General features: G+C 73.7%; 14 protein-coding genes. 11 read left to right on the top strand and 3 right to left on the bottom strand.

The window, feature by feature from the left end; genetic code table 11:
* The first annotated feature begins 168 nt into the window (after positions 1–168).
* The 8 genes from ABTY56_RS18350 (at position 169) to ABTY56_RS18315 (ending at position 12369) form a co-directional block, all read left to right on the top strand.
* A complete protein-coding gene (locus ABTY56_RS18350; protein ID WP_350629868.1) occupies positions 169–1557 on the top strand; it encodes a TIR-like protein FxsC in 1389 nt (462 codons plus the stop codon).
* Positions 1547–5560 carry an FxSxx-COOH system tetratricopeptide repeat protein gene (gene fxsT, locus ABTY56_RS18345; protein WP_350629866.1) on the top strand — a complete coding sequence of 1338 codons (4014 nt, stop codon included), beginning with the start codon at positions 1547–1549 and terminating at the stop codon, positions 5558–5560. Before ABTY56_RS18350 ends, fxsT (ABTY56_RS18345) begins: the two co-directional genes overlap by 11 nt.
* A gap of 43 nt (positions 5561–5603) precedes the next feature.
* Positions 5604–6791 carry an FxsB family cyclophane-forming radical SAM/SPASM peptide maturase gene (locus ABTY56_RS18340; protein WP_350629864.1) on the top strand — a complete coding sequence of 396 codons (1188 nt, stop codon included), beginning with the start codon at positions 5604–5606 and terminating at the stop codon, positions 6789–6791.
* Between the two features lie 136 nt (positions 6792–6927).
* On the top strand, positions 6928–8040 hold the full coding sequence (locus ABTY56_RS18335; protein WP_350629862.1) for an aKG-HExxH-type peptide beta-hydroxylase: 1113 nt from the start codon (positions 6928–6930) through the stop codon (positions 8038–8040).
* Positions 8041–8343: 303 nt separating this feature from the next.
* Positions 8344–8529, top strand: coding sequence for an FxSxx-COOH-like cyclophane-containing RiPP peptide (locus ABTY56_RS18330; RefSeq protein ID WP_350629860.1), 186 nt, complete (start codon positions 8344–8346; stop codon positions 8527–8529).
* A gap of 66 nt (positions 8530–8595) precedes the next feature.
* The gene (locus ABTY56_RS18325) at positions 8596–11016 is read left to right on the top strand and encodes an FxsB family cyclophane-forming radical SAM/SPASM peptide maturase (RefSeq protein ID WP_350629858.1); all 2421 of its coding nucleotides are present in this window, start codon (positions 8596–8598) and stop codon (positions 11014–11016) included.
* Between the two features lie 207 nt (positions 11017–11223).
* Positions 11224–11937 (top strand): AAC(3) family N-acetyltransferase, encoded by a 714-nt coding sequence (locus ABTY56_RS18320; protein ID WP_350629856.1) that lies wholly within the window; start codon positions 11224–11226, stop codon positions 11935–11937.
* Between the two features lie 240 nt (positions 11938–12177).
* Positions 12178–12369, top strand: coding sequence for a hypothetical protein (locus tag ABTY56_RS18315; protein WP_350629854.1), 192 nt, complete (start codon positions 12178–12180; stop codon positions 12367–12369).
* A 137-nt stretch (positions 12370–12506) separates the two neighbouring features.
* Here ABTY56_RS18315 and ABTY56_RS18310 read toward each other — a convergent pair whose 3' ends face one another.
* Together ABTY56_RS18310 and ABTY56_RS18305 are read right to left on the bottom strand one after the other, a co-directional pair.
* The gene (locus tag ABTY56_RS18310) at positions 12507–13169 is read right to left on the bottom strand and encodes a DUF4097 family beta strand repeat-containing protein (protein WP_350630019.1); all 663 of its coding nucleotides are present in this window, start codon (positions 13167–13169) and stop codon (positions 12507–12509) included.
* Between the two features lie 229 nt (positions 13170–13398).
* Positions 13399–13947 carry an NIPSNAP family protein gene (locus ABTY56_RS18305; protein WP_350629852.1) on the bottom strand — a complete coding sequence of 183 codons (549 nt, stop codon included), beginning with the start codon at positions 13945–13947 and terminating at the stop codon, positions 13399–13401.
* A gap of 55 nt (positions 13948–14002) precedes the next feature.
* On the opposite strand from ABTY56_RS18305, the gene ABTY56_RS18300 reads away from it, so the two are divergent.
* Entirely contained in the window at positions 14003–14935 is a 933-nt protein-coding gene (locus ABTY56_RS18300) for a helix-turn-helix transcriptional regulator (protein WP_350629850.1), read from the top strand.
* Positions 14936–14955: 20 nt separating this feature from the next.
* On the opposite strand, the gene ABTY56_RS18295 is transcribed toward ABTY56_RS18300, so the two are convergent.
* Positions 14956–15150: a DUF397 domain-containing protein gene (locus tag ABTY56_RS18295; protein ID WP_350629848.1), complete on the bottom strand. Its 195-nt coding sequence runs from the start codon at positions 15148–15150 to the stop codon at positions 14956–14958.
* Between the two features lie 198 nt (positions 15151–15348).
* Between ABTY56_RS18295 and ABTY56_RS18290 the strand changes: the two genes are divergently transcribed.
* Both ABTY56_RS18290 and fxsT (ABTY56_RS18285) read left to right on the top strand, forming a co-directional pair.
* Complete coding sequence (locus ABTY56_RS18290) at positions 15349–16869, top strand: TIR-like protein FxsC (RefSeq protein ID WP_350629846.1); 1521 nt, start codon at positions 15349–15351, stop codon at positions 16867–16869.
* Complete coding sequence (gene fxsT / locus ABTY56_RS18285) at positions 16866–20873, top strand: FxSxx-COOH system tetratricopeptide repeat protein (RefSeq protein WP_502893149.1); 4008 nt, start codon at positions 16866–16868, stop codon at positions 20871–20873. The genes ABTY56_RS18290 and fxsT (ABTY56_RS18285) overlap by 4 nt, the downstream gene beginning before the upstream one ends.
* The last annotated feature ends 31 nt before the right edge of the window (positions 20874–20904 follow it).

Raw genomic sequence — 20904 nt, 5'->3', positions numbered from 1 at the left:
CCCCGGGCGCCGGAGCGCTCCCGGCTGCGGGCGTGCGCCTGACCACCGGTTAAACCCCCCGAGGCCGCTGGATCCACCAACTCGCCAGCGCCACTGGTGGAGTTCACGACATGCTGGGGTATGAAACCAGCGCCGTCGCGGCACCGTCGGGCACGGGGGGAACAGGTGATGGAGCAGGATCAGCAGCGGCCGTACTTCTTCTTCAGCTACGCGCGTCGAGACTTCGAGGCCGAGGACGCCTTCGTCAACCAGTTCTTCAACGACCTGCGCGACGAACTCGGCCGGCTGGTCGGGACGGGCGTCCGCGTCGAGGAGCTCGCCTACCGGGACACCGAGCAGCTGCGGCTCGGCGACGACTGGGCCGAGAGGCTGGCGACGATGCTGGGCCGCAGCCGGACCATGATCGCGCTCTACTCCCCGGCGTACTTCACCAGCCTCTACTGCGGCAAGGAGTGGACCGCCTTCCGCGGCCGGGTCCGGCGCCACCACGAGGACACCGGGGAGCTCATCCCGGCGCTGGTCCCGGTGCTCTGGGAGCCCGTGGTGCCCGGCGAGTTGGCCGACGAGGTGAACAAGATCCAGTGGGCCCAGCCGGACATGGGCGAGGCCTACGCCCGGCACGGCCTGCGGGCCCTGCTGCGCACCGCGCAGAGCGGGGCGTACGAGCAGGTCGTGCGGGTGGTCGCCGAGCGGATCCGGGACGCGGCCGCGCGCCGGCTCGGTGAGCTGCCCGAGTTCGACCTCGGCGCGGTGCGCGGCTACTTCCCGCCCCCGGCGGCGCCGGAGGTGGTCTCCACCCCCGGCATGGTGCGGCTGTTCATCGCGGCCGGGCGGGCCGCGGAGGCCGCCGCCGAGGGCGGCTCGTACGAGGGCGGCTGGTACGGGGCCAAGCCCTGGCACTGGGCGCCCTACCATCCGCCCACCCACCCCTCGCTGGCGGTGCGCGCCCAGCAGGTGATCACCGCCGCCGGACACACCACCACGCTGGAGGAGGTCGACGGCGGGCTCGGCGGGAAGCTCGACCAGGCCCGCGAGGACAGCCAGGTCAGCATCCTGCTGGTGGACCCGTGGGTGGCCGGCGGCCTGCGCTACCGCTCCGCGCTGCGCGAGTACGACGACCAGAACCACCCCGTCACCGGCGTGATGGTGCCCACCGGCAGCGCCGACCCGGTCGACGGGCCGGAGCGCGACGTGCTGTGGGCGGGCGTGCGCGACGTGTTCCGGCGCAACTGGCTGCGCCGGGGCGACATGGAGCACTTGTTCCGGGTCAAAGTGAGCCGGGAGAGCTTCGACAGCGACCTCACCATCATGGTGACGGTCGCCCAGAACAAGCTCATGGACGACAACTTGGATTGGGGGGACGATGGCGGTGACGCCTTCGGCTTCGGCGGCGGCCCGGCCATGCCCGGGCTGTCCATCCCCGCCGGTCCGACGGAGCCCCGCCCGGTCCCGCCCGCGCGCTTCGACCGGAGCCAGGGCCACAGGGACCTCCCGCACCAGAGTCGCGGCAAGGACAACGCTGTCCCGCTGAGGGGAGACACGGACGATGACCACTGAACCCGGCGCAGAGCTGGAGCGCGGCGGACCGGGATCGGTCGTCACGTTCTACTCCTTCAAGGGCGGTACCGGCCGCACCATGGCCCTGGCCAACGTCGGCTGGATCCTCGCCAGCCGGGGCCTGCGCGTCCTGGTCGTCGACTGGGACCTGGAGGCGCCCGGCCTCCACCGGTACTACCACCCGCTCCTGGTCGACCCCGAACTGCACTCCACCGACGGCCTGATCGACCTGCTGCGCTCCTACGTCAAGCAGGCGCTGCCCTCCGCCACCGGGCCGGTCGGCCTCTCCCCGGCCGCCTGGCTGGACGAGCCCGGGCGCCTCGACGGCTACCTCTGCGGCCTCGCCCTCGACCTGCCGCCCGGCGGCCGGCTCGACTTCCTGCCCGCAGGCCGGCAGAACGCCGCCTACGCCGCGGCCGTCACCAGCTTCAACTGGCGCAGCTTCTACCACGGCCGGGACATCCGCGGCGGCGAGTTCCTGCGCGAGCTGCGCGAACGCTGGGCCCGCGGGTACGACTACGTGCTCATCGACAGCCGCACCGGCGTCAGCGACACCTCCGGCATCTGCACCGTCCTGATGCCCGACACCGTCGTGGACTGCTTCACCTTCAGCGCCCAGAACATCCGCGGCGGCGTCGACGCCGCCCGCGCCATCGCCGAGGCCGAGGAGCGGGCGATCCGGGTGCTGCCGGTGCCGATGCGGGTCGAGGACGCCGAGCAGGAGCGACTGGAGGCCGGCCGGGACTACGCCCGCGAGGCCTTCGCGCCCTACCTCGGCCGCTGGCTGGCCGGCGACCGCCGGGCCGGCTACTGGGCCGACGTCGAGGTGCCGTACAAGCCGTTCTACGCCTACGAGGAGGTTCCCGCCACCGTCGCCGACCGGCCTCAGGAGGCCCGCAGCCTGCTCAACGCCTTCGAACGGCTGGCCGGTTGGATCACCGACGGGCGGGTCCGCACCCTGCGCCCGCTCACCGCCGAGACCCGCCGCCGGCTCTACGGCGCCTACCTGCGCTCCGCCCGCGCGGTGCCGCGCCAGGTCTTCGTCAGCTACGCGCCCGAGGACCGGATGTGGGCCGAATGGGCCGCCGGGACCCTCACCCGCTTCGGCTACCAGACCTCCCTGCACAACGCCGCCGAGCCGCACACCGGCCCCCGGCCGCCGGAGGTCGCCGGGCCGCTCGAAGGCCAGGGCCGGCTGCTCGCCCTGATCTCGCCCGAGTACACCGCGCTGCCCCGCGCCGCCGAGGTCTGGCAGCTCCTGCAGGGGCGCGAACTCGTCTCCGGATCGCCGGCGTTGGTCGCGCTGCGGCTGCAGGACTCGGACGAGCCGGTGCCCCGCCCGTTCGCCGGGCAGTCCGCCCCCGACCTGGTCCGCTCCTCGGCGGCGGGTGCCGAGTCCCAGCTGTACGGCGAACTCGGCCCGCCGCCCGGCAGCAACCGCCAACTCGACAACGACAGCGGCGAGATCATCGCACCCGCCCGGTTCCCCGGCACCGCCCCGCAGGTCCAGGAAGCGCCCTCGCGCAACGCCGCCTTCATCGGCCGAGGCAAGCTGCTCGAACTGCTCCGCAACCGCTTCACCGGCGGCCCCGCCGCCGTGCTCAGCCAGGTGCTCTACGGCTTCGGCGGCGCCGGCAAGTCCCAGATCGCGGCCGAGTACGCGCACCGCTTCAAGGCCGCGTACGACGTCGTCTGGTGGGTGCCCGCCGAGGAGCCCGCCAACATCCCGCAGAAGCTCGCCGAACTCGCCCCCCGGCTCGGCGTGCCCACCAGCGACGACGTCGCGCACACCGCCGCCGCCGTCCTCGACGCGCTGCGCCGCGGCCAGCCTTACCGCCGCTGGCTGCTCGTCTTCGACAACGCCGGCACCCCCGAGGAACTCGCCCCCTGGCAGCCGGCCGGCTCCTCCGGCGGGCACGTGCTGATCACCTCCCGCAACCAGGGCTGGGCCCGGCACGCCGGCCTGGTGGAGGTCGACGTCTTCCTCCGCGAGGAGAGCGTCCGGCTGCTGCGCCGCTTCAACAGCGGCGTCTCGCCGGAGGACGCCGACCAGGTCGCGCAGCGCCTCGGCGACCTCCCGCTCGCCGTCGGCCAGGCCGCCGTCTGGCTCCAGGAGACGTCGATGCCGATCGCCACCTACCTCGAACTCCTCGACGAGGAGCTCACCGAGATGCTGGAGCGCACCCGGCTGCGCACCGCCGACTACCCGCACTCGGCCGCCGCGACCTGGCGCATCTCGGTCGAGGAACTGCGCCGGATGAACGCCCCGGCCGCCCAGATCCTGGAGATCTGCGCCTTCTTCGGCCCCGACGCCATCCCGATGCGGCTGCTCTACAGCCGCGCCGTCACCCGCGCCCTGCGGCTGCCCCCGCGGGCACCCCGCGACAAGCTCGCGATCGGCGAGTTCCTGCGCGCCATCAACCGGTTCGGGCTCGCCCGCACCGACCAGGGCAGCGAGACCATCACCGTGCACCGACTGGTCCAGGCCGTGCTCCGGGACCAGGTCGAGGAGGAGCGCCGGGCCGAGCTGCGCGGCGTCGTCCACGCCGCGCTCGCCACCGCCAACCCCGGCGACCCGGACGTGCCCGCCAACTGGGCCGAGTACGCCGAACTCCTGCCCCACCTCTGGCCGTCCGGGGCCGTCGACAGCGCCGACGAGGACGTCCGGCAGTGGATCATCGACTCGGTCCGCTACCAGTGGAAGCGCAGCCTGCACGAGTCCGGCCGGGAACTGGCCGAGCGGACCCTGGAGCACTGGCGCCAGGACGGCTACGGCGGGCCCGGCTTCGACGTCGACAACGACGCCCAGACGCTCATGCTGCGCACCCAGCTGAGCAACATCCGCCGCTCCCAGGGAGCCCTCCAGGAGGCGTACGAGATGGACCGGGACATCCTGGAGCGCTTCACCGCGACCCTCGGCCCCGAGCACTCGCACACCCTCGCCGTCGCCAACAGCCTCGGCGCCGACCTGCGCTTCCTCGGCCGCTACGACGAGGCCCGGGCGCTCGACCGCCGGACCCTGGACGCCGCCCGGCGCACCCTCGGCCCGGACCACCCGCGCACCCTGATGATCACCAACAACCTCGCGGTCTCCGACTACCTGGCCGGCGACCGCCGGGCCGCCCTGGAGCGGCACCGCAGCAACTACCTCCAGCAGCGCGACGCGCTCGGCGCGCACAGCCTCTACGCGCTGTCCTCCGCCTCCAACTACGCCCGCGACCTGCGCGAGACCGGGCGGCTGCGGGAGGCCCTGGACCTGCTGGAGGAGACCGTCCGGATCTACCAGCAGACCATCGGCGACAGCCACACCGACACCCTGCGCGCCCGCAAGAACCTCGCCGTGGCCCTGCGCCGGGCCGGCCGGTACCACGAGGCGCTGGAGATCGACGAGGACATCTACCAGCGCTACCTGGACATCAACGGCCCCGAGCACCCCGACACCCTGGCCGCGGCCACCAACCTGGCCAGCGACCTCAACGCGCTCGGCGACACCACCCGGGCGATCCCGCTGGCCGAACGGGCGCTGGCGCGGTACCGCGACTACCTGGGCGAGAACCACCCGGTGACGCTGGCCGGCGCCAACAACCTGTCCGTCTACCTGCGGTTGGCCGGGCGCACCCAGGAGGCCCTGGAGCTGTCCGGGCGCACGCTGGCGCAGTTCCGGACCGTCCTCGGCGCCCACCACCTCTACATCCCGATCGCGATGATGAACCACGCGAACGACCTCTTCCTGGCGGGGCGGACGCAGGCCGCGCTCGACGTGGAACTGGAGGCCGCGCCGCTGATGACCGAGGCCCTCGGGCCGGACCACTACGACTCCATCGGCATCAACTCCAACCTGTCGCTGTCGCTGGCCACCATGGGGCACGCCGAACGGGCCGCCGAGCTGCGGAGCGACTGCATCCGGCGGGCGCGGGTCACGCTGGGGGACGAGCACCCGACGACGGTGGCGGTGCGGGCCGGGCTGCGGCTGGACTCGGACGTGGAACCCCCGCACGTGTGACGGTGGATCAGTGGGGCTGTCGGGCGGTGCTAGGTTCGCGGGCATGGTGGCGTTCCGGCAGTTCCTGCTGAAGATCCACAGTCGGTGCAACCTGGCCTGCGACTACTGCTACGTGTACGAGGGGGCGGACCAGAGCTGGCGGCGGCGGCCGCGGCGGATGGAGCTGGTGACGGTCCGCCGCACCGCCCGGCGGATCGCCGAGCACGCGGCCGAGCACGGGCTGGACGAGGTGTCGGTGGTGCTGCACGGCGGCGAGCCGCTGCTCGTCGGTGCGGGCCATCTGGAGGCGCTGCTCCGGGAGTTGAGCGGGATCGAGGAGGCCGGCGGGCCGCGGGTGCGGTTCGGCCTGCAGACCAACGGGCTGCGGCTGCTGGACGAACCGGCGCTGCTCGACGTGCTGCACCGGTACCGGGTCGCGGTCGGGGTGTCCCTGGACGGCGCCCGGGCCGACCACGACCGGCACCGCCGGCTGCCGTCGGGTGCGGGCAGCTGGGACCGGACCGCCGAGGCGGTGCGGTTGCTCGGCTCGGACCGGCACCGGGAGCTGTTCGCCGGGCTGCTGTGCGTCGTCGACCTGGCGGCGGACCCGGTGGACACCTACGAGGCGCTGCTGGAGTTCGCGCCGCCCCGGCTCGACCTGCTGCTGCCGCACGGGACCTGGCTCGCGCCGCCGCCCGGGCTGCGGGCGCGGCCGGTGCCCGACGCGCCCCCGACGGGTGCGGAGCCGGCGCCGTACGGGCAGTGGCTGATCGCCGCCTTCGACCGCTGGTACGGCGCGCCGCGGCGGGAGACCGGGGTGCGGCTGTTCGAGGAGCTGGCGGTGCTGCTGCTCGGCGGCCGGGCGGCCAGCGAGGCGGTCGGGCTGACGCCGGTCGACCTGGTGGTGGTCGAGGCGGACGGCACCATCGAGCAGGCGGACAGCCTCAAGGCGGCGTACGACGGCGCCCCGGCGACGGGCCTGGACGTGTGGCGGCACGGCTTCGCGGAGGCCGCCGCGCACCCGGCCTTCCGGGCCCGCCAGCGCGGCCTCGCCGGGCTCGGGCCGGTCTGCGCCGGCTGTCCGCTGGCGCGGGTCTGCGGGGGCGGGCTGTACGCGCACCGGTGGGCGGGCGACGGGTTCGGGCACCCGTCGGTGTACTGCGCGGACCTGGACCGGCTGGTCCGGCACATCGGCGGGCGGCTGCGGGAGGGGGTGGCGGAGGTGGGGGTGCCGCTGCGCGGGGCCCGGTAGCGGGGGGCTCGGGAGGGGGCTGGACGGGGTGGGTTCGTCCGTTCGGGTCATGCGTGTCCGTTGACCGGATGGTCCGGTGCGCCGGGGGGAGACTGCGGGCGGACGGGGCCGGTGCGGCACGCGAGGAGGAGGAGCAGTGGCGGGTACGGAAGAGGCGGTGGTGGCCTGGGTGCCGGGCGCGCGCGGGGCGGACGGGCTGCCGCGGCACGGCGTGGACCGGGCGACGTTCCGGGCGATCGCGGGCGCCCGGGGCGGGCCGGAGGCCGTCCGGCTGCTGCGCGCGGGGCAGTTGAGCAAGCGGGCGCTGCTGCTGCTCGCGCTGCGCCGGGCGGCGCCGGACCACGAGGGCTACCGCGAGGCGTACGCGCGGGTGCGGGCGCTGCAGCGGGAGGATCGGGCGCGGTGGGAAGAGGTGTTGCTGCGGCCGGAGTTGGACGCCTGGGCAGCCGACTGCCTGCGTGGCGTCGCGGCGGGTGCGGACGTACCGGACGGTCCGGGCGGGCTGGGCGGGTTGGGCGGGTTGGAGGACTTCCTCCGGGACGGCGCCGGCCGGGCGCCGGCACTGGAGTGCGACGGGTTGCGCTGGGCGCCGTCCGTCGACCACGTCGGGCCGCGCCGGGTGGACTACGGCCGCCCTCCGGCCGGGCCGCTGGACGACGCCGAACTCGCCTGCTGGGAGGAGCGGTTGGCCGAGGCGTGGCGGATCCTGGTGCGCCGCCACCGGCGTCACGCGGAGGCGGTCGCGGCATGCGTCAGCACGATCGTCCCGCTGCGTCCCGCCCCCGGCGGGGAGGCGGTCAGCGCCGCGGCCCGCCGGGCGTACGGGGCGGTGGCGGCCTCGTTGCCGGAGGATCCGGTGCTGCTGGCGCTGGCGCTGGTCCACGAGTTCCTGCACGTCCAACTCGGCGCCCTGCTGGACCTGGTGCCGCTGCACCGGCCCAACGGCCCGGCCGTCTACCACGCCCCCTGGCGGCCCGACCTGCGGCCGGCCGGGGCGTTGCTGCAGGGCACGTACGCGCACCTGGGCGTCGCGGACTTCTGGTGCGCGGAGGCCGCCGGGGGTGTGGGCACGGGAGCGGCCGGGGCGGGGCGGGCGGAGCGGGAGTTCACGCGGTGGCGGGGGCACACCCTGGCGGCTGCCGACACTCTGCTGCACTGTGGTGAACTGACCGTGCACGGCAGGGAGTTCCTGGACGAGCTGATTCGTTCCGTGCGCGAACTCGGTGGCGGTGCCGCTCGGAGGTGCTGAGGTCGGCGCTCCGGCCCCGTCCGCGGATGAGGGGAATCAACCGGCGGACTCGAACGCTTACCCGGGTGCGTACCCCGGCGGCGCGCTTCGGCGCGCGCCAGGGCGAAGTGCGCGACCGCTGTTTGAGTGAAAATCTCGGGGCTCCGCGCCCGTCGTACGACGTCGGCCGCTTGGCGAGCCCGACGGGAGTCCAATGTGAGTCCACAACGTGCCGCGCGGAGACTCTGCGGGCACTACATTGGGTCGCAACTGGGTGGGCTTACCCACCCTCGGCAGGTCCTAACCGCGCCTAAGGAAACGAATATGACTCCGGTAACCAGCACCAGGCCGGCCGGCAAGCTCACTGAGACTCAGGAGACGCCGGAACGCCCGTCCCTCGCCGATCTCGCCGCCCTCGGAGCGGAGGAACTCGCCGCCCGCATCCAGCGCGCACTCCCCGGTGCGGAATCCGGCCTCGTGCCGGTCGCGGCCTTCAACTCCTCGATCTGACCCGCCCGTACCGCCGAGCCGGACCAGACCGAGCCGACCGATCCGAACGGATCCCCGAAAAGTTCCATGACGACGTCAACTCCGCTGCCCTTGACGCAGTTCGTGGTCAAGATCCATAGCAGATGTGATCTTGCGTGCGACCATTGCTACGTCTACGAGCACGCGGACCGCAGCTGGAGCTCCCGCCCGAAGGTCATCGCGGACGGGATCCTGGCCAAGGCCGCCGAACGCATCGGCGAGCACGCGGCCGCCCACCGGCTGCCCGCCGTCCGGGTCGTCCTGCACGGGGGAGAACCCCTGCTCGCCGGCCCGGACCGCTTGCGCCGCGCCGCCGAGGCGTTCCGGGCGGCGCTCCCGCCCGGCTGCACGCTCGACCTGCGCATCCACACCAACGGTGTGCTGCTGAGCCGCGCCTTCTGCACGCTGTTCGCGGAACTGGACGTCAAGGTCGGCATCTCGCTGGACGGCGACAAGGCCGCCAACGACCGCCACCGGCGCTTCGCCGACGGACGCAGCAGCCATCCGCAGGTGCTGCGGGCGGTCGCGCTGCTGAACGAGCCCGAGTTCCGGCACCTCTTCGCCGGGCTGCTCTGCACGATGGACGTCGAGAACGACCCGGTGGCCGTGTACCGCGCCCTGGCCGAACTCCGCCCTCCCGCCGTCGACTTCTTGCTCCCGCATGCCACCTGGGACGAGCAGCCCAAACGTCCCGCCGCCCTGGGTGCCACGCCGTACGCCGACTGGCTGCTGACCGTCCACCGGTTGTGGGAGGCGGACGGGCGGCCGTTCGCCGTGCGGACCTTCGAGTCCGTGCACCGCACCCTGCGGGGGTTCTCCAGCCTCACCGAGTCGCTCGGGCTGGAGCCCTCGGACCTGGCGGTCCTGGAGACGGACGGCACCTTCGAGCAGGCCGACAGCCTGAAGACCGCGTACGACGGCGCGCCGGCCACCGGGCTGAACGTCTTCGCGCACAGCCTCGACGACCTGGCCCGCCACCCCGGCATCGCCGCCCGCCAGTCCGGCCTGGCCGGACTGAGCGAGGCCTGCCGCGCCTGCTCCGTCGTGCGCTCCTGCGGAGGCGGGCTGTACGCCCACCGATTCCGGAGCGACGATGGAGGAGGCAGCTTCGACCATCCCTCCGTCTACTGCGGTGATCTCATGACGTTCATCAACGGCCTTGCGGGGAGCGCCGGTTCGGCTGCCGTGCCGGCCCAGGGCGGGGAGCCGGCCCCCGGCCGCGAGCTGCCGCCCGGTACCGATCCGCTGCTGCCCGGCGCGCTCACGTCGTCGCAACTCGACGAACTCGCACGGGGCTACGGCGGCGCGGACACCGTCGCCGCGCTCGGACGCTCCCAACTCGCCCTCACCCGGGCGATGCTGGCCGCCGCCTGGGACGCCTCCGGACAGGGGCGCCCCGAGGCGTGGGCCCTGCTGTCGGAGCTGGACGTCGAGGCCCCCGCCGCCGTGGACGCCGTCCTCGCCCACCCGTACGCCCGCGCCTGGGCGGCCCGACGGCTCGCCGGAGACCTGCCGGTCGGGCTCGGCCCGCTGGCCTCGCTGGCCGCGGCCGCCGTGGTCCGGGCCGGGCGGGGGGACGCGGTGGCGGTGCCGGTGCGGGGCGGGTGGCTGCACCTGCCGACGCTCGGACGGATCGCCCTGCCCGACGGCGAGGCGGTGGTCACCGGACGGCCGGACGGCTTCGAGGTACGGGCCGGCGACGGCACGGTGCGCACGGCCCTGGACGAGCCGCTGCGGCGGATCCGGCTGGCCGGCGGCTGGACGGTCGCCCTGGAGGACGCCGACCCCCTGCGCGACTGCCACGACCACCCGGTGGCGGACCGGCTGCCGGACGGCGAACTGCTCGACTGGACGGGCGCGTTGCGCGAGGCCTGGGAGCTGCTCGGGCGGGACCTGCCCGAGTACGCCGAGGGCATCCGGACCGGACTGGCGACGGTCACCCCGTTGCGGCCGGGCCCGGCGGGCCGGGACGTCAGCTCGGCGGCCCGACAGGCGTACGGCGCGGTCGGCATCGCCCGGCCGGCCACCGCGCCGACGCTCGCGCTGCTGCTCGCGCACGAGTTCCAGCACGTCAAACTCGGCGCGGTGCTGGACCTGATGGACCTGTACGACCGCGCCGACACGGCGCTGTACTTCGCCCCCTGGCGGCCCGACCCCCGGCCGCTCGAAGGGCTCCTCCAAGGCACGTACGCCCACCTGGCCGTCACCGAGTACTGGGGCACCCGAACCCTGGCGTACGACGGGCTGCCGGGCGAGGCCGCCGACCGGGCGCGCGCACAGTTCGCGCTCTGGCGGCGGTACACCGCCGAGGCCGTGGAACGGCTGGCCGAGACCGGGGCCCTGACCGGGACCGGCTTGCGCTTCGCCGACGGCATGCGTGCCACCGTGGCACCCTGGCTCGCCCTGCCGCTGCCCGCCGCCGCCGAGCAGGCGGCCGACCGGGCGCGACGGGAGCGGGCCGGAGTCTGACCTCCCACTCCGCCCTGCCCCGGGACCTCCCTCACCCGGGGCCCTCAACCCCGGGGAACCGTCATCCTCACCGAACCGCGTGTCGGCAGCGTCGCCGTCGCAGACCCCGTCCGTCCGCCCGTCACCCCACCTGTCGCCTCACCCGTCCGGACCCACATCCGCCCGCTCGCCCGCGAGTTCGCCGACCTCGGGGTCCGTGCGGGCACGGTGCTGCACGTCCAGGCGTCCCTGCGTGCGCTCGGCCCGGTGCCGGGCGGGGCCGCCGGCGTGATCGACGCCCTGCTGGACGTCCTGGGCCCCGAGGGCACCCTGGTCGCCTACACGGCCACCCCCGAGAACTCCGCGACCTCGCGCATCCACCAGTCCGCCACCGTCGGTCTCTCCCCGGCGGAAGTGGACGACTACCTGGCCGGGATGCCGAGGTTCGACCCGGCCGCCACCCCCGCGTCACCCACCATGGGGACGCTGTCGGAGGCGATCCGTACGCACCGCGGCGCGTTCCGCAGCCGCCACCCGCAGACCTCCTGGGCGGCGGTGGGCCGTCGCGCGCAGGAGATCACCGGCCGCCACCCGGACGAGTGTCACCTGGGCGTCGATTCGCCGCTGGGCCGGCTCTACGACCTGGACGCCCGGGTACTGATGATCGGCGTACCGATGGACCGTTTCACCGCCTTCCACCTGGCCGACCTCCGCATGCCCGACGTCGCCGTCCGCGAGTACCGCTGCGTGGGGGAGCGCGGTTGGACCACCTTCGAGGCGCCCGACCTGGACGACCTCCACTTCGGCCGCCTCGGCGAGGAGGTCCTGCGCACCGGCCGCGGCGTCACCACCGCTCGCATCGGCGGCGCGGACTGCCGCCTGATCCCGGTCCGGGAGGCCGTCGACCTCGCCGAGCAGATCCTGCGCCGCACCCGCACCTGAGCCCGGACCCGCACCTGAGCCCGCATTCGCACCTGGGCCCGCGCCCGCACCTGAGCCCGCGCCCGCACCTGAGCCCGCACCGCCGAGGGCCGTCGGCGCGTGAGAAGTCGGCCGGGTCGACTTCTCACGCGCCGGTACCGGGCGGCGCGAGCGAGCGCGCAGGGTATAACTGGCATCGCTCTGCGTGCTCGGTGTGTCTCTGGAGGTCGAGGAACAGTGGCGCGGGATCTGAAGGCGATCGTGGCGATCGCAACCATCGGCGCGGCACTGGCGCTGGCACCTGCGGCGAGCCCGGGCGGTGCACCCATGCGGATCGGCTACTTCTCGGATTCGCCGCTGCCGGAAGGGAGCGTCCCCCTGACGCAGCTGCCCCCCGAGCCCCGGCAGCAGCTCGCCTCCCCGAGCCCCGGAACGCCCGGGGTGCGGGGATAGGAGCTCAGCCGGCGACGAAGCGGTCGAACTCGCCGGCCCCGGCGCCGCGGATCCAGGCGTCGAGCTTGGCGCGGGTGGTGGTGACGATGGTGGTGGGGTCGTCGGGCTGACGCGCCACCGGGGCCGGGAACGAGGGGTCAGAGGCTGCGGGCGGTGATGTCGCCCTGCGGGGTGGTGGCGCGGATGTCGAGCTCGGCGGTGCCGTCGTTGCGCAGGGCGTTGGCGATGCGGCCGTGGCCGGTGGCGGCGTCCAGGGCGGCCGAGATGCCGGGGGCGGCGCCGACGGTGATGCTGCCGAGCTGGGTGCCGAGGACGACGGTGCCGCGGTGGGCCTCGGTGATGCGGATGTCGCCGCGGTTGGTGCTGATCTCGGCGGGGCCGGTGAGGCGGCCGATCTCGACGTCGCCGTCGACGGCGGTGAGGCGCACGCTCGCGGCCTCGTCGATCTTGATCCGGCGGTAGGCGCCGTCGAAGGCGAGGTCGCCGAGGCGGCCGACGACGCGCAGCTCGGAGGAGGCGGCCTTGGCCTCGACGGCGGAGCCGGCCGGCAGCTGGACGGTGACCTCCACCGAACCGGGGCCGAAGAGCAGGTTCTCGGCCTCCGGGACCCGGACGCTCAGGACGCCGTCGGTGTAGCTGACGGTGGTCTGTTCGGCGGTCCGGACGTCGCGGTTCTTGCCGGCGTCGGCGGGGCGGATCTCGACGGTGGTGTCCGCGCGGTCGGCGGCGATCAGCTGGACGCGGCCGGCCGGGATGTCCAGCACGGCGGTGATCGCGGCGGGGGTGTCGAACTTCTGCATCATGCTCTCCGGTGTTCGGTTGCGGGACCCGGCCGGGGCGTCCGGCCGGTGTTTCTGACAACGGAAAAGCTACGTTGCGTTCAGAAGTCCGGCAACAGCATCGTTGCCTCAAAATTCCATCACTGCAGGTTAAGGCGGAGAAATCGTTGCGCTGGGCGCAGACTTAATGCAACAACCCTCACCCCTTTGCATTGCAATGGGATGAGGGTGAACGCTCTGCGGGTCGCTGTTACGGCGTCACGGGCCCCAGTCGCAGCCGCCGGAAGGGCCAGGGTGCCGGTTCGGCGGGGCCGAACCAGATCCGGACGTCCTCGCCGGTGCGGACGGGCAGTCGGGGGAAGTCGTTCTCGGCGTGCTCGGTGCGGTGCAGCGCATGAGCCGGGCTCAGATTCCCTGCGGCGTAGGTGTCGAAGGCGTCCGCGTCGGCGGGGCGGCAGACGGTGGCGAGCACCTCGCGGGTGCCCGGAGCCGGGGTGAAGCCGGGGCCGCGCAGCAACAGGACGTCGTCGCTGTCGACCATGGTGGCGTTGGCCGCGTCGCGGTGTGCCCGCCAGACCGGGCCGCCGTAGAAGGCCTCCAGCGCTCGGCGGCGCTCGGGCATGGAGGGGAAGGCGCGCAGCCAGACGAAGCGGTCCGGGTCGTCCAGGTCGCGGAAGCGGCCGCCGACGGTGATGCCGACCGCCTGCTGTCCGGTCACGAACTCGCGCTCGAACAGCTCGATCAGGGCCTCCCGCGCGCCGGGGTGCAGGGTGTACTGGCGGAGCTCGACGATGGTCATGCGCCGCAGGCTAGGGGCGGTCCCCTGACATCCCCCGTCAGTGGATACTGGCGCCGTGCGCGCGAGTCGGCTGGTCACCCTGCTCCTGCTGCTGCAGAACCGCGGGCGGATGACGGCCGAGCAGCTGGCGGGGGAGCTGGAGGTCTCCGTCCGCACGGTCTACCGGGACGTCCAGGCGCTCGCCGCGGCCGGCATCCCGCTCTACGGCGACGCCGGGCACGCCGGCGGTTACCGGCTGGTGGACGGCTACCGGACGCGCCTGACCGGGCTGACCGCGGACGAGGCGCAGGCCGCCTTCCTCGCCGCGCTCCCGGGCGCCGCCGCCGAGCTCGGCCTCGGCGAGGCGCTCGCCGCCGCCCAGCTCAAGCTGCGGGCCGCCCTTCCGGCCGGACTGCGCGAGCACGCCGGGCGGATCCAGGAGCGCTTCCTGCTCGACGCCCCGGGCTGGTACGGCGGCGCGGACGCCACCCCGCACCTGGCCGGCGTCGCCGCCGCGGTGTGGGCGCGGCGGGCGGTGGTCCTGCGGTACCGGCGCTGGCGGGCGCCGGAGGAGATCGAGCGGCGGGTGGAGCCGTACGGGCTGGTGCTCAAGGCCGGGCGCTGGTACCTGGTCGCGGCGGGGCCGTCCGGGCTGCGGACCTACCGGGTCGATCAGATCATCGGACTCCGGGAGCAGGACGAGGAGTTCGTCGTACCGGACGGGTTCGACCTGGGCGCGTACTGGGCGGGCTACCTGGACGCCTTCCGGGCGCGACTGCACACCGGGGAGGCCCTGGTCCGGCTCACCCCGGAGGGCGCCCGCCGCCTCGGCGTGGCACCCGCGGGCGGGGGAGGGCGGACGGAGGCCCGGGTGCCCATCGAGTCGATCGACCACGCGCACGGCGAGTTCCTGCGGCTCGGCACCGACGTCGAGGTACTGGAACCGGCCGAACTTCGCGACCGCATCGCCGCGACGGTGCGGGCCCTGGCCGCCCGCTACACCGCCTGAAGGGGACGGGCAGGGGCCGGTCAGGCGACGAAGTGGTCGAACTCGCCGGCCTTGGCGCCGCGGACCCAGGCGAGGAACTTGGTTCGGGTGGTGGTGACGACGTGGGCGGGGTCGTCGGACCCGCGGATGTGCACGAGGTCGCCCTCGGCGGCGATCTCCAGCCAGTCGGTCGCATCCCCACTGACGCTGGACCTGTGCCACTCCAGGTGTTCCACGGACACCCCTCCTGATCGTTCGCGACGGCCGGAACGAGGGTACTGCTCCTGCGACGAAGGCAGCGGCATCGTTTCGGTCATGTCAATTCGTGCGAGTCGTTGTGCTATTCCATTGGGGTGTCAGTCGTTCCTACACTGAAGCCCCGCCGCACGGGGGCTGCGGGAGGCAGGTTGCCGACGGGCCCGGGGGAGGCGCGTGTGACTGACCGGGGCTGGGACGAGGACGACACCCGGCCGTACTTCTTCCTCTCCTACGCGCACACCCCGAAAGCCGGTGCGCGTGGCGCCGGCGACCCGAACCACTGGGTCCGGCAGCTGTACCGGGACCTCTGCGAAGCGGTGCTCCAACTGACCACCGTGCCCGACGGGGTGCCGGTGGGCTTCATGGACGAGTCCATGCACCAGGGCGAGTTGTGGGCCGATCGGCTGTCCGACGAGCTGGCGAGCTGCCGGGTGTTCGTGCCGCTCTACTCCCCCCGGTACTTCAACAGCGTGCCGTGCGGGCAGGAGTGGCACGCCTTCACCCGCCGCCCGGTCTACCCGGCGAACCTCGACTCCGAGCGCACCAGCGGCATCGTCCCGGTGCTGTGGGCGCCGATGAGCCGCTACCGGCTGCCCAGGGTGGCCAGTGAACTCCAGTTCAACCACGCGAGTTTCGGCCCCGACTACGCCACCGAGGGCCTGTACGCGCTGATGAAGCTCAGCTACTTCCGCTCCGCGTACGAGCTGGCCGTGCACCGCCTGGCGGCCCGGATCGTGCAGGTGGCGGAGGAGACCGTGATCCCGATCGGGCGACGGCTCGAATTCAACGCCCAGCCCAGCGCGTTCAACGTCACCGCACCCACCAAGCAGTTGCGGATCTCCGTCCTCGCCTACCACCAGGGCGAGTTGCCGGCCGACCGCAACCCCGACTACTACGGCGAGCGGCGCACCGACTGGCACCCGTACCGGCCGGTCGGCTCGCCCATCGCCCAGCACGCGGTCCGCCTGGCGCGGCAGTTGGGCTTCCAGCCGACCGTGCACGAGTTCGACGACGAGGTCGAGTCGATCATCGGGGGCAACGCCGAGGCCCCCGGCCTGCTGCTGCTCGACCGGTGGGCGCTGCGCGACCCGCGCCGGCGCGAGCTGGTGCGGCGCTTCGACCGCTCGGACGCCACCTGGGTGAGCGTCCTGGAGCCGTGGAACGCCGACGACCCGGAGTGCGAGGAACAATCCGGCGAACTGGGCGACTTGAGCGACGACGCGCTGCGCATCACCCGGCGCGCGAGCCGCCCCAGCTTCCTCGGCGTGACCGGCCCGACCGGCCTGCACTCGCTGGAGGACTTCGACGACGCACTGCCCCGGGCCGCGATGAAGGCCAAGTACGCCTTCGAGGGGCGGACCAGGGCCGAGCCGGAGGAACCGCCGCCGCCCCGGCCGAGCCTGCGGGACGCGTTCCGGCGCGGGGGAGGCGGCTACGGACCGGACGGATCCGGGCCGGACCCCTTCGACGAGGACCGGCGCCAGGACAACGGCCGGGGCGTCCAGGACAACGGCCGGGGCGCCCTGGGCGACGGTCGGGGCGCCCCGGACGACGGCCACCGCGACCGCCCCGGCGACCGACCGGGCAACCGCCCCGGCCACCGCAACGACCCGTACCGCGAGCACGACCCGTACCGCGACGACGGCGATGACCCCGATGACGGGATGGCGCCCCTGGGAGGACGAGGAAACCGATGACCGAGAACCGCACCAGGAACCTCCGCCTCGGGGGCCTCACCGCCGCCGACCTGGCCGCCCAGCGGGAGGCCGAGCGGCAGGCCGCGGAGCAGGACCGCAACGGCCGGATCATCACCTTCTACTCCTACAAGGGCGGCACCGGCCGCACCATGGCCCTCGCCAACACGGCCTGGATCCTGGCCGCCAACGGCTTCCGCGTGCTCACCGTGGACTGGGACCTGGAGGCGCCCGGCCTGGCCAAGTTCTTCCACCCCTTCCTCGACCCGGCATCCCTCGCCGGGACCACCGGGATGATGGACCTGATCGCCGAGTACCGCGAGGAGGCGCTGCGTCCGGTCGAGCACGCCGAGGGCTGGCACCTGGACTTCGCCCGGGTGCACCCGCACGCGCTGTCGCTCACCTGGCCGTACTTCCCGGCCGGCGGCAGCCTGGACTTCCTCTCCGCCGGCCAGTTCAACCGGGACTACTCCGAGGCCGTCACCCACCTCGACTGGGACATCTTCTACGACCGCTTCGACGGCGGGCAGTTCTTCGACGCCCTCAAGGCCGACATGGCCAAGCGCTACGACTACGTGCTGATCGACTCCCGCACCGGCCTGTCCGACATCGCCGAGATCTGCACCGTCCAGATGCCCGACGACCTGGTGGTCTGCTTCACCCTGAGCGACCAGTCCATCGACGGCGCCTCCCGGATCGCCCAGCACATCCACGACCGCTACCGCGAGCGCGGCATCCGCATCCTGCCCGTCCCGATGCGCATCGACGAGGGCGAGAAGGAGAAGGCGGACGCCGGCCGCGCGCTCGCCCGGGTCCGCTTCGACGGCCTGCCGTCCGGCCTGGGCGGGGAGGAACTCGCCCAGTACTGGGGCTCGGTGGAGATCCCGTACCGGCCGTTCTACGCCTACGAGGAGATCCTCGCCACCTTCGGCGACCAGACCGGCACGCCCACCTCCATGCTGGCCGCCTGCGAGCGGCTGACCTCCATGATCACCGAGGGCCGGGTCTCCGGCCTGCCGGCGGTGGACGAGACGGTCCGGCTGCGCTACGTGGACGCGTTCACCCGCCGCCGCCCGTCCGTCCCCGCCGACCTCTACCTCTCCTACGTCCCCGAGGACCGGATGTGGGCGGACTGGATCGAGTCCGTCCTCACCCGGGCGGGCTTCCGGGTCCTGCCGCGCGACCTCAGCGCCGGCACCGACCCGCGCGAGGAGACCGAACGCGGCATCGACTCCGCCTTCCGCACGGTCGCCGTGCTCTCGCCCGCCTACCAGCGCTCCCCGCAGGCACGGGCGCTGTGGGAATCGGTGGTCAGCTCCGACCCGTCCGGCACCCGGCGCCAGCTGCTGCCCGTCCGGGTCGGCGACGTCCGGCTCACCGCGCCGTTCAGCAACCGCAACCCCGTCGACCTGGTCGGCCGCGACGAGACCCAGTCGATCCAGAGCCTGCTGCGCGCGCTCGGCCGCGGCGACGTGGCGCTCGACGACGCCCCCAACGGCGGGCCGCGCTTCCCCGGCAGCAAGCCGTCCGTGTGGGACGTCCCGCCGCGCAACCCCTCCTTCACCGGCCGCTCCGCCGTCCTGGAACAGCTGCGCAACCAGCTGCGCGGCGGCATGGCGGCCGTCCTGCCGACCCCGCAGACCCTGTACGGGCTCGGCGGCGTCGGCAAGACCCAGGTGGCGCTGGAGTACGCCCACCGCTTCATGTCCGACTACGACCTGGTGTGGTGGATCGACGCCGAGCAGACCGAGCTGGTCGCCCCGGCGCTCGCCGAACTCGCCCGCCGACTGGGCCTGCGCGTCGGCGACTCGGTGACCGAGGCCGCCGAGGCCGCCCGGGAGGCACTGCGCCGCGGCGTGCCCACCTCGCGCTGGCTGCTGATCTTCGACAACGCCGACGAACCCGCCGAGATCCGCCGCTTCTTCCCCGGCGGCTCCGGCCACATCCTGGTCACCTCCCGCAACCAGGCCTGGACCGGGCACGCCGAGGCGCTGGAGGTCGACGTCTTCACCCGCGGCGAGAGCGTCGAGCACCTGTGCCGGCGCGCCCGCAGCCTCTCCCGCCCGGACGCCGACCGGGTCGCCGAGGCGGTCGGCGACCTGCCGCTGGCCGTCGAGGTGGCCGCCGCCTGGCTGGACACCACCGGCACCCCGGTGGAGACCTACGTCGCCCAGCTGCACGCCGAGGCGGCCCGCGCCCTCGCCGTCGGCCGCCCCGCCGACTACCCGACCCCCGTCGCGGCCACCTGGAACGTCTCGATCGGACGGCTGCGCCAGCAGTCCCCGGCGGCGGTGCGGCTGCTGCAGCTGTGCGCCTTCTTCGCACCCGAGCCGATCTCGATGAACCTGTTCTACAGCGACCAGATGATCAGGGCGCTGGTGAAGTACGACGCCGACCTCAGCGACAAGTTCATGCTGGGCAAGGTGATCCAGGCGATCGGCCGGTACGCGCTGGCCAAGGTCGACGCCGGCAGCAACAGCTTCCAGGTGCACCGACTGGTCCAGGCGGTGATCCGGGCCGGGATGACCGCCGACGAGCAGGAGATCGCCGTCCACGAGGTGCACCGCATCCTCACCGGCGCCCGGCCCGTCCTCGGCGACACCGACGACCCGGCCAACTGGCCCGCCTTCGACGAGATCTGGCCGCACCTGTCGCCGTCCAAGGCGCACAACTGCGACGAGGCGGACACCCGCCAGCTGCTCATCGACCGGGTCCGCTACCTGTGGAAGCGCGGCGAACTCGACCGCGCCCGCGACCTCGGCCACGCCCTCGACGCGGAGTGGACCAGCAAGCTCGGCGAGGACGACCGGCAGACCCTCCTGCTGCGCTTCCAACTCGCCAACGTGCTGCGCTCCCAGGGCAACTACGCCGAGGCGCTGGCCCTGGACGAGTCCACCCTGGAGCGCCAGCGGGCGCTGCTCGGCGAGCACCACCCGTACACCCTGATGACGGCCGGCTCGCTCGGCGCCGACCGCCGGGCGCTCGGCCGGTTCCAGGCCGCGCTCGACCTCGATCGCGAGATCCTCGACCAGTTCCGCGAGTTGTTCGGCGACGACAACCCGCGCACGCTCTCCATGGCGAACAACCTGGCGATCGACTACCGGCTGGTCGGCGACAGCGAAGCCGCCCGCGAACTCGACCAGGAGACCCTGGACCGGCGCACCGCCGTCCTCGGCCCCAGGCACCCCTACACCCTGTCCACCAAGTCCAACCTGGCCCGTGACCTGCGGGAACTCGGCGACTACCGGGGCTCGGTGGACCTGCTGCAGGAGGTCACCTCCGACCTCGGCGACGTGCTCGACCCGGACCTGCCGGAGAACCTGCGCAACGCCAAGTCGCTGGCCGTCTCACTGCGCCGGATCGGCCAGCTCGCCGAAGCCCGCCGGATCACCAAGGAGACCTACGAGCGCTACCTGGAGCGCTACGGCGCCGACGCCCCCGACGCGCTCGCCTGCGCGCTCAACCTGGCCGCCGACCACAGCGCCTCCGGCGACAAGGAGGCCGCCCGCGACCTCTGCGCCACCGTCTTCGAAGGCCACCGGCGGCTGTTCGGCGACGAACACCCGTTCACCCTGGCCTGCGCCAACAACCTCGGCATCTACCTGCGCGGCAGCGGCGACGTCCAGGGCGCCATCGAGCGCGGCCGGCTCACCGTCGAGGGGCTGACCGGCTCGGTCGGGCCGGAACACCCGTACACCCTCAACGCGATGATCAACCTGGCCAACGCCTACGGTGACGACGGGCAGCTGGCGCTCGCCGAACAGCTCGGCCGGGCCGCGTACCAGGGCCTGTGCGAGCGCTACTCGCCGCAGCACCCGGACGCGGTGGCCTGCGAGGCCAACCTGGCGGTCACCCTGCGGACGGCCGGCCGGCACACCCAGGCCGCCGAGCTGCGCTCGCGGTCGATCGCCGAGCTGATCCGGCAGTTCGGCGAGGAGCACCCCAACACGGTGTCGGCACGCGGTTGGAAGCGGATCAACCGCGACCTGGAGCCGCAGCCGGTCTAGCCGGTCCAGCCGGTCCAGCCGGTCCAGCCGG

Origin of the sequence: Kitasatospora sp. NPDC097691 (assembly GCF_040302665.1) — a bacterium.
Taxonomy (GTDB): domain Bacteria; phylum Actinomycetota; class Actinomycetes; order Streptomycetales; family Streptomycetaceae; genus Kitasatospora.
Note: the sequence above shows the minus strand (reverse complement) of the source record. Positions and strands in the feature narration are given on the sequence as shown.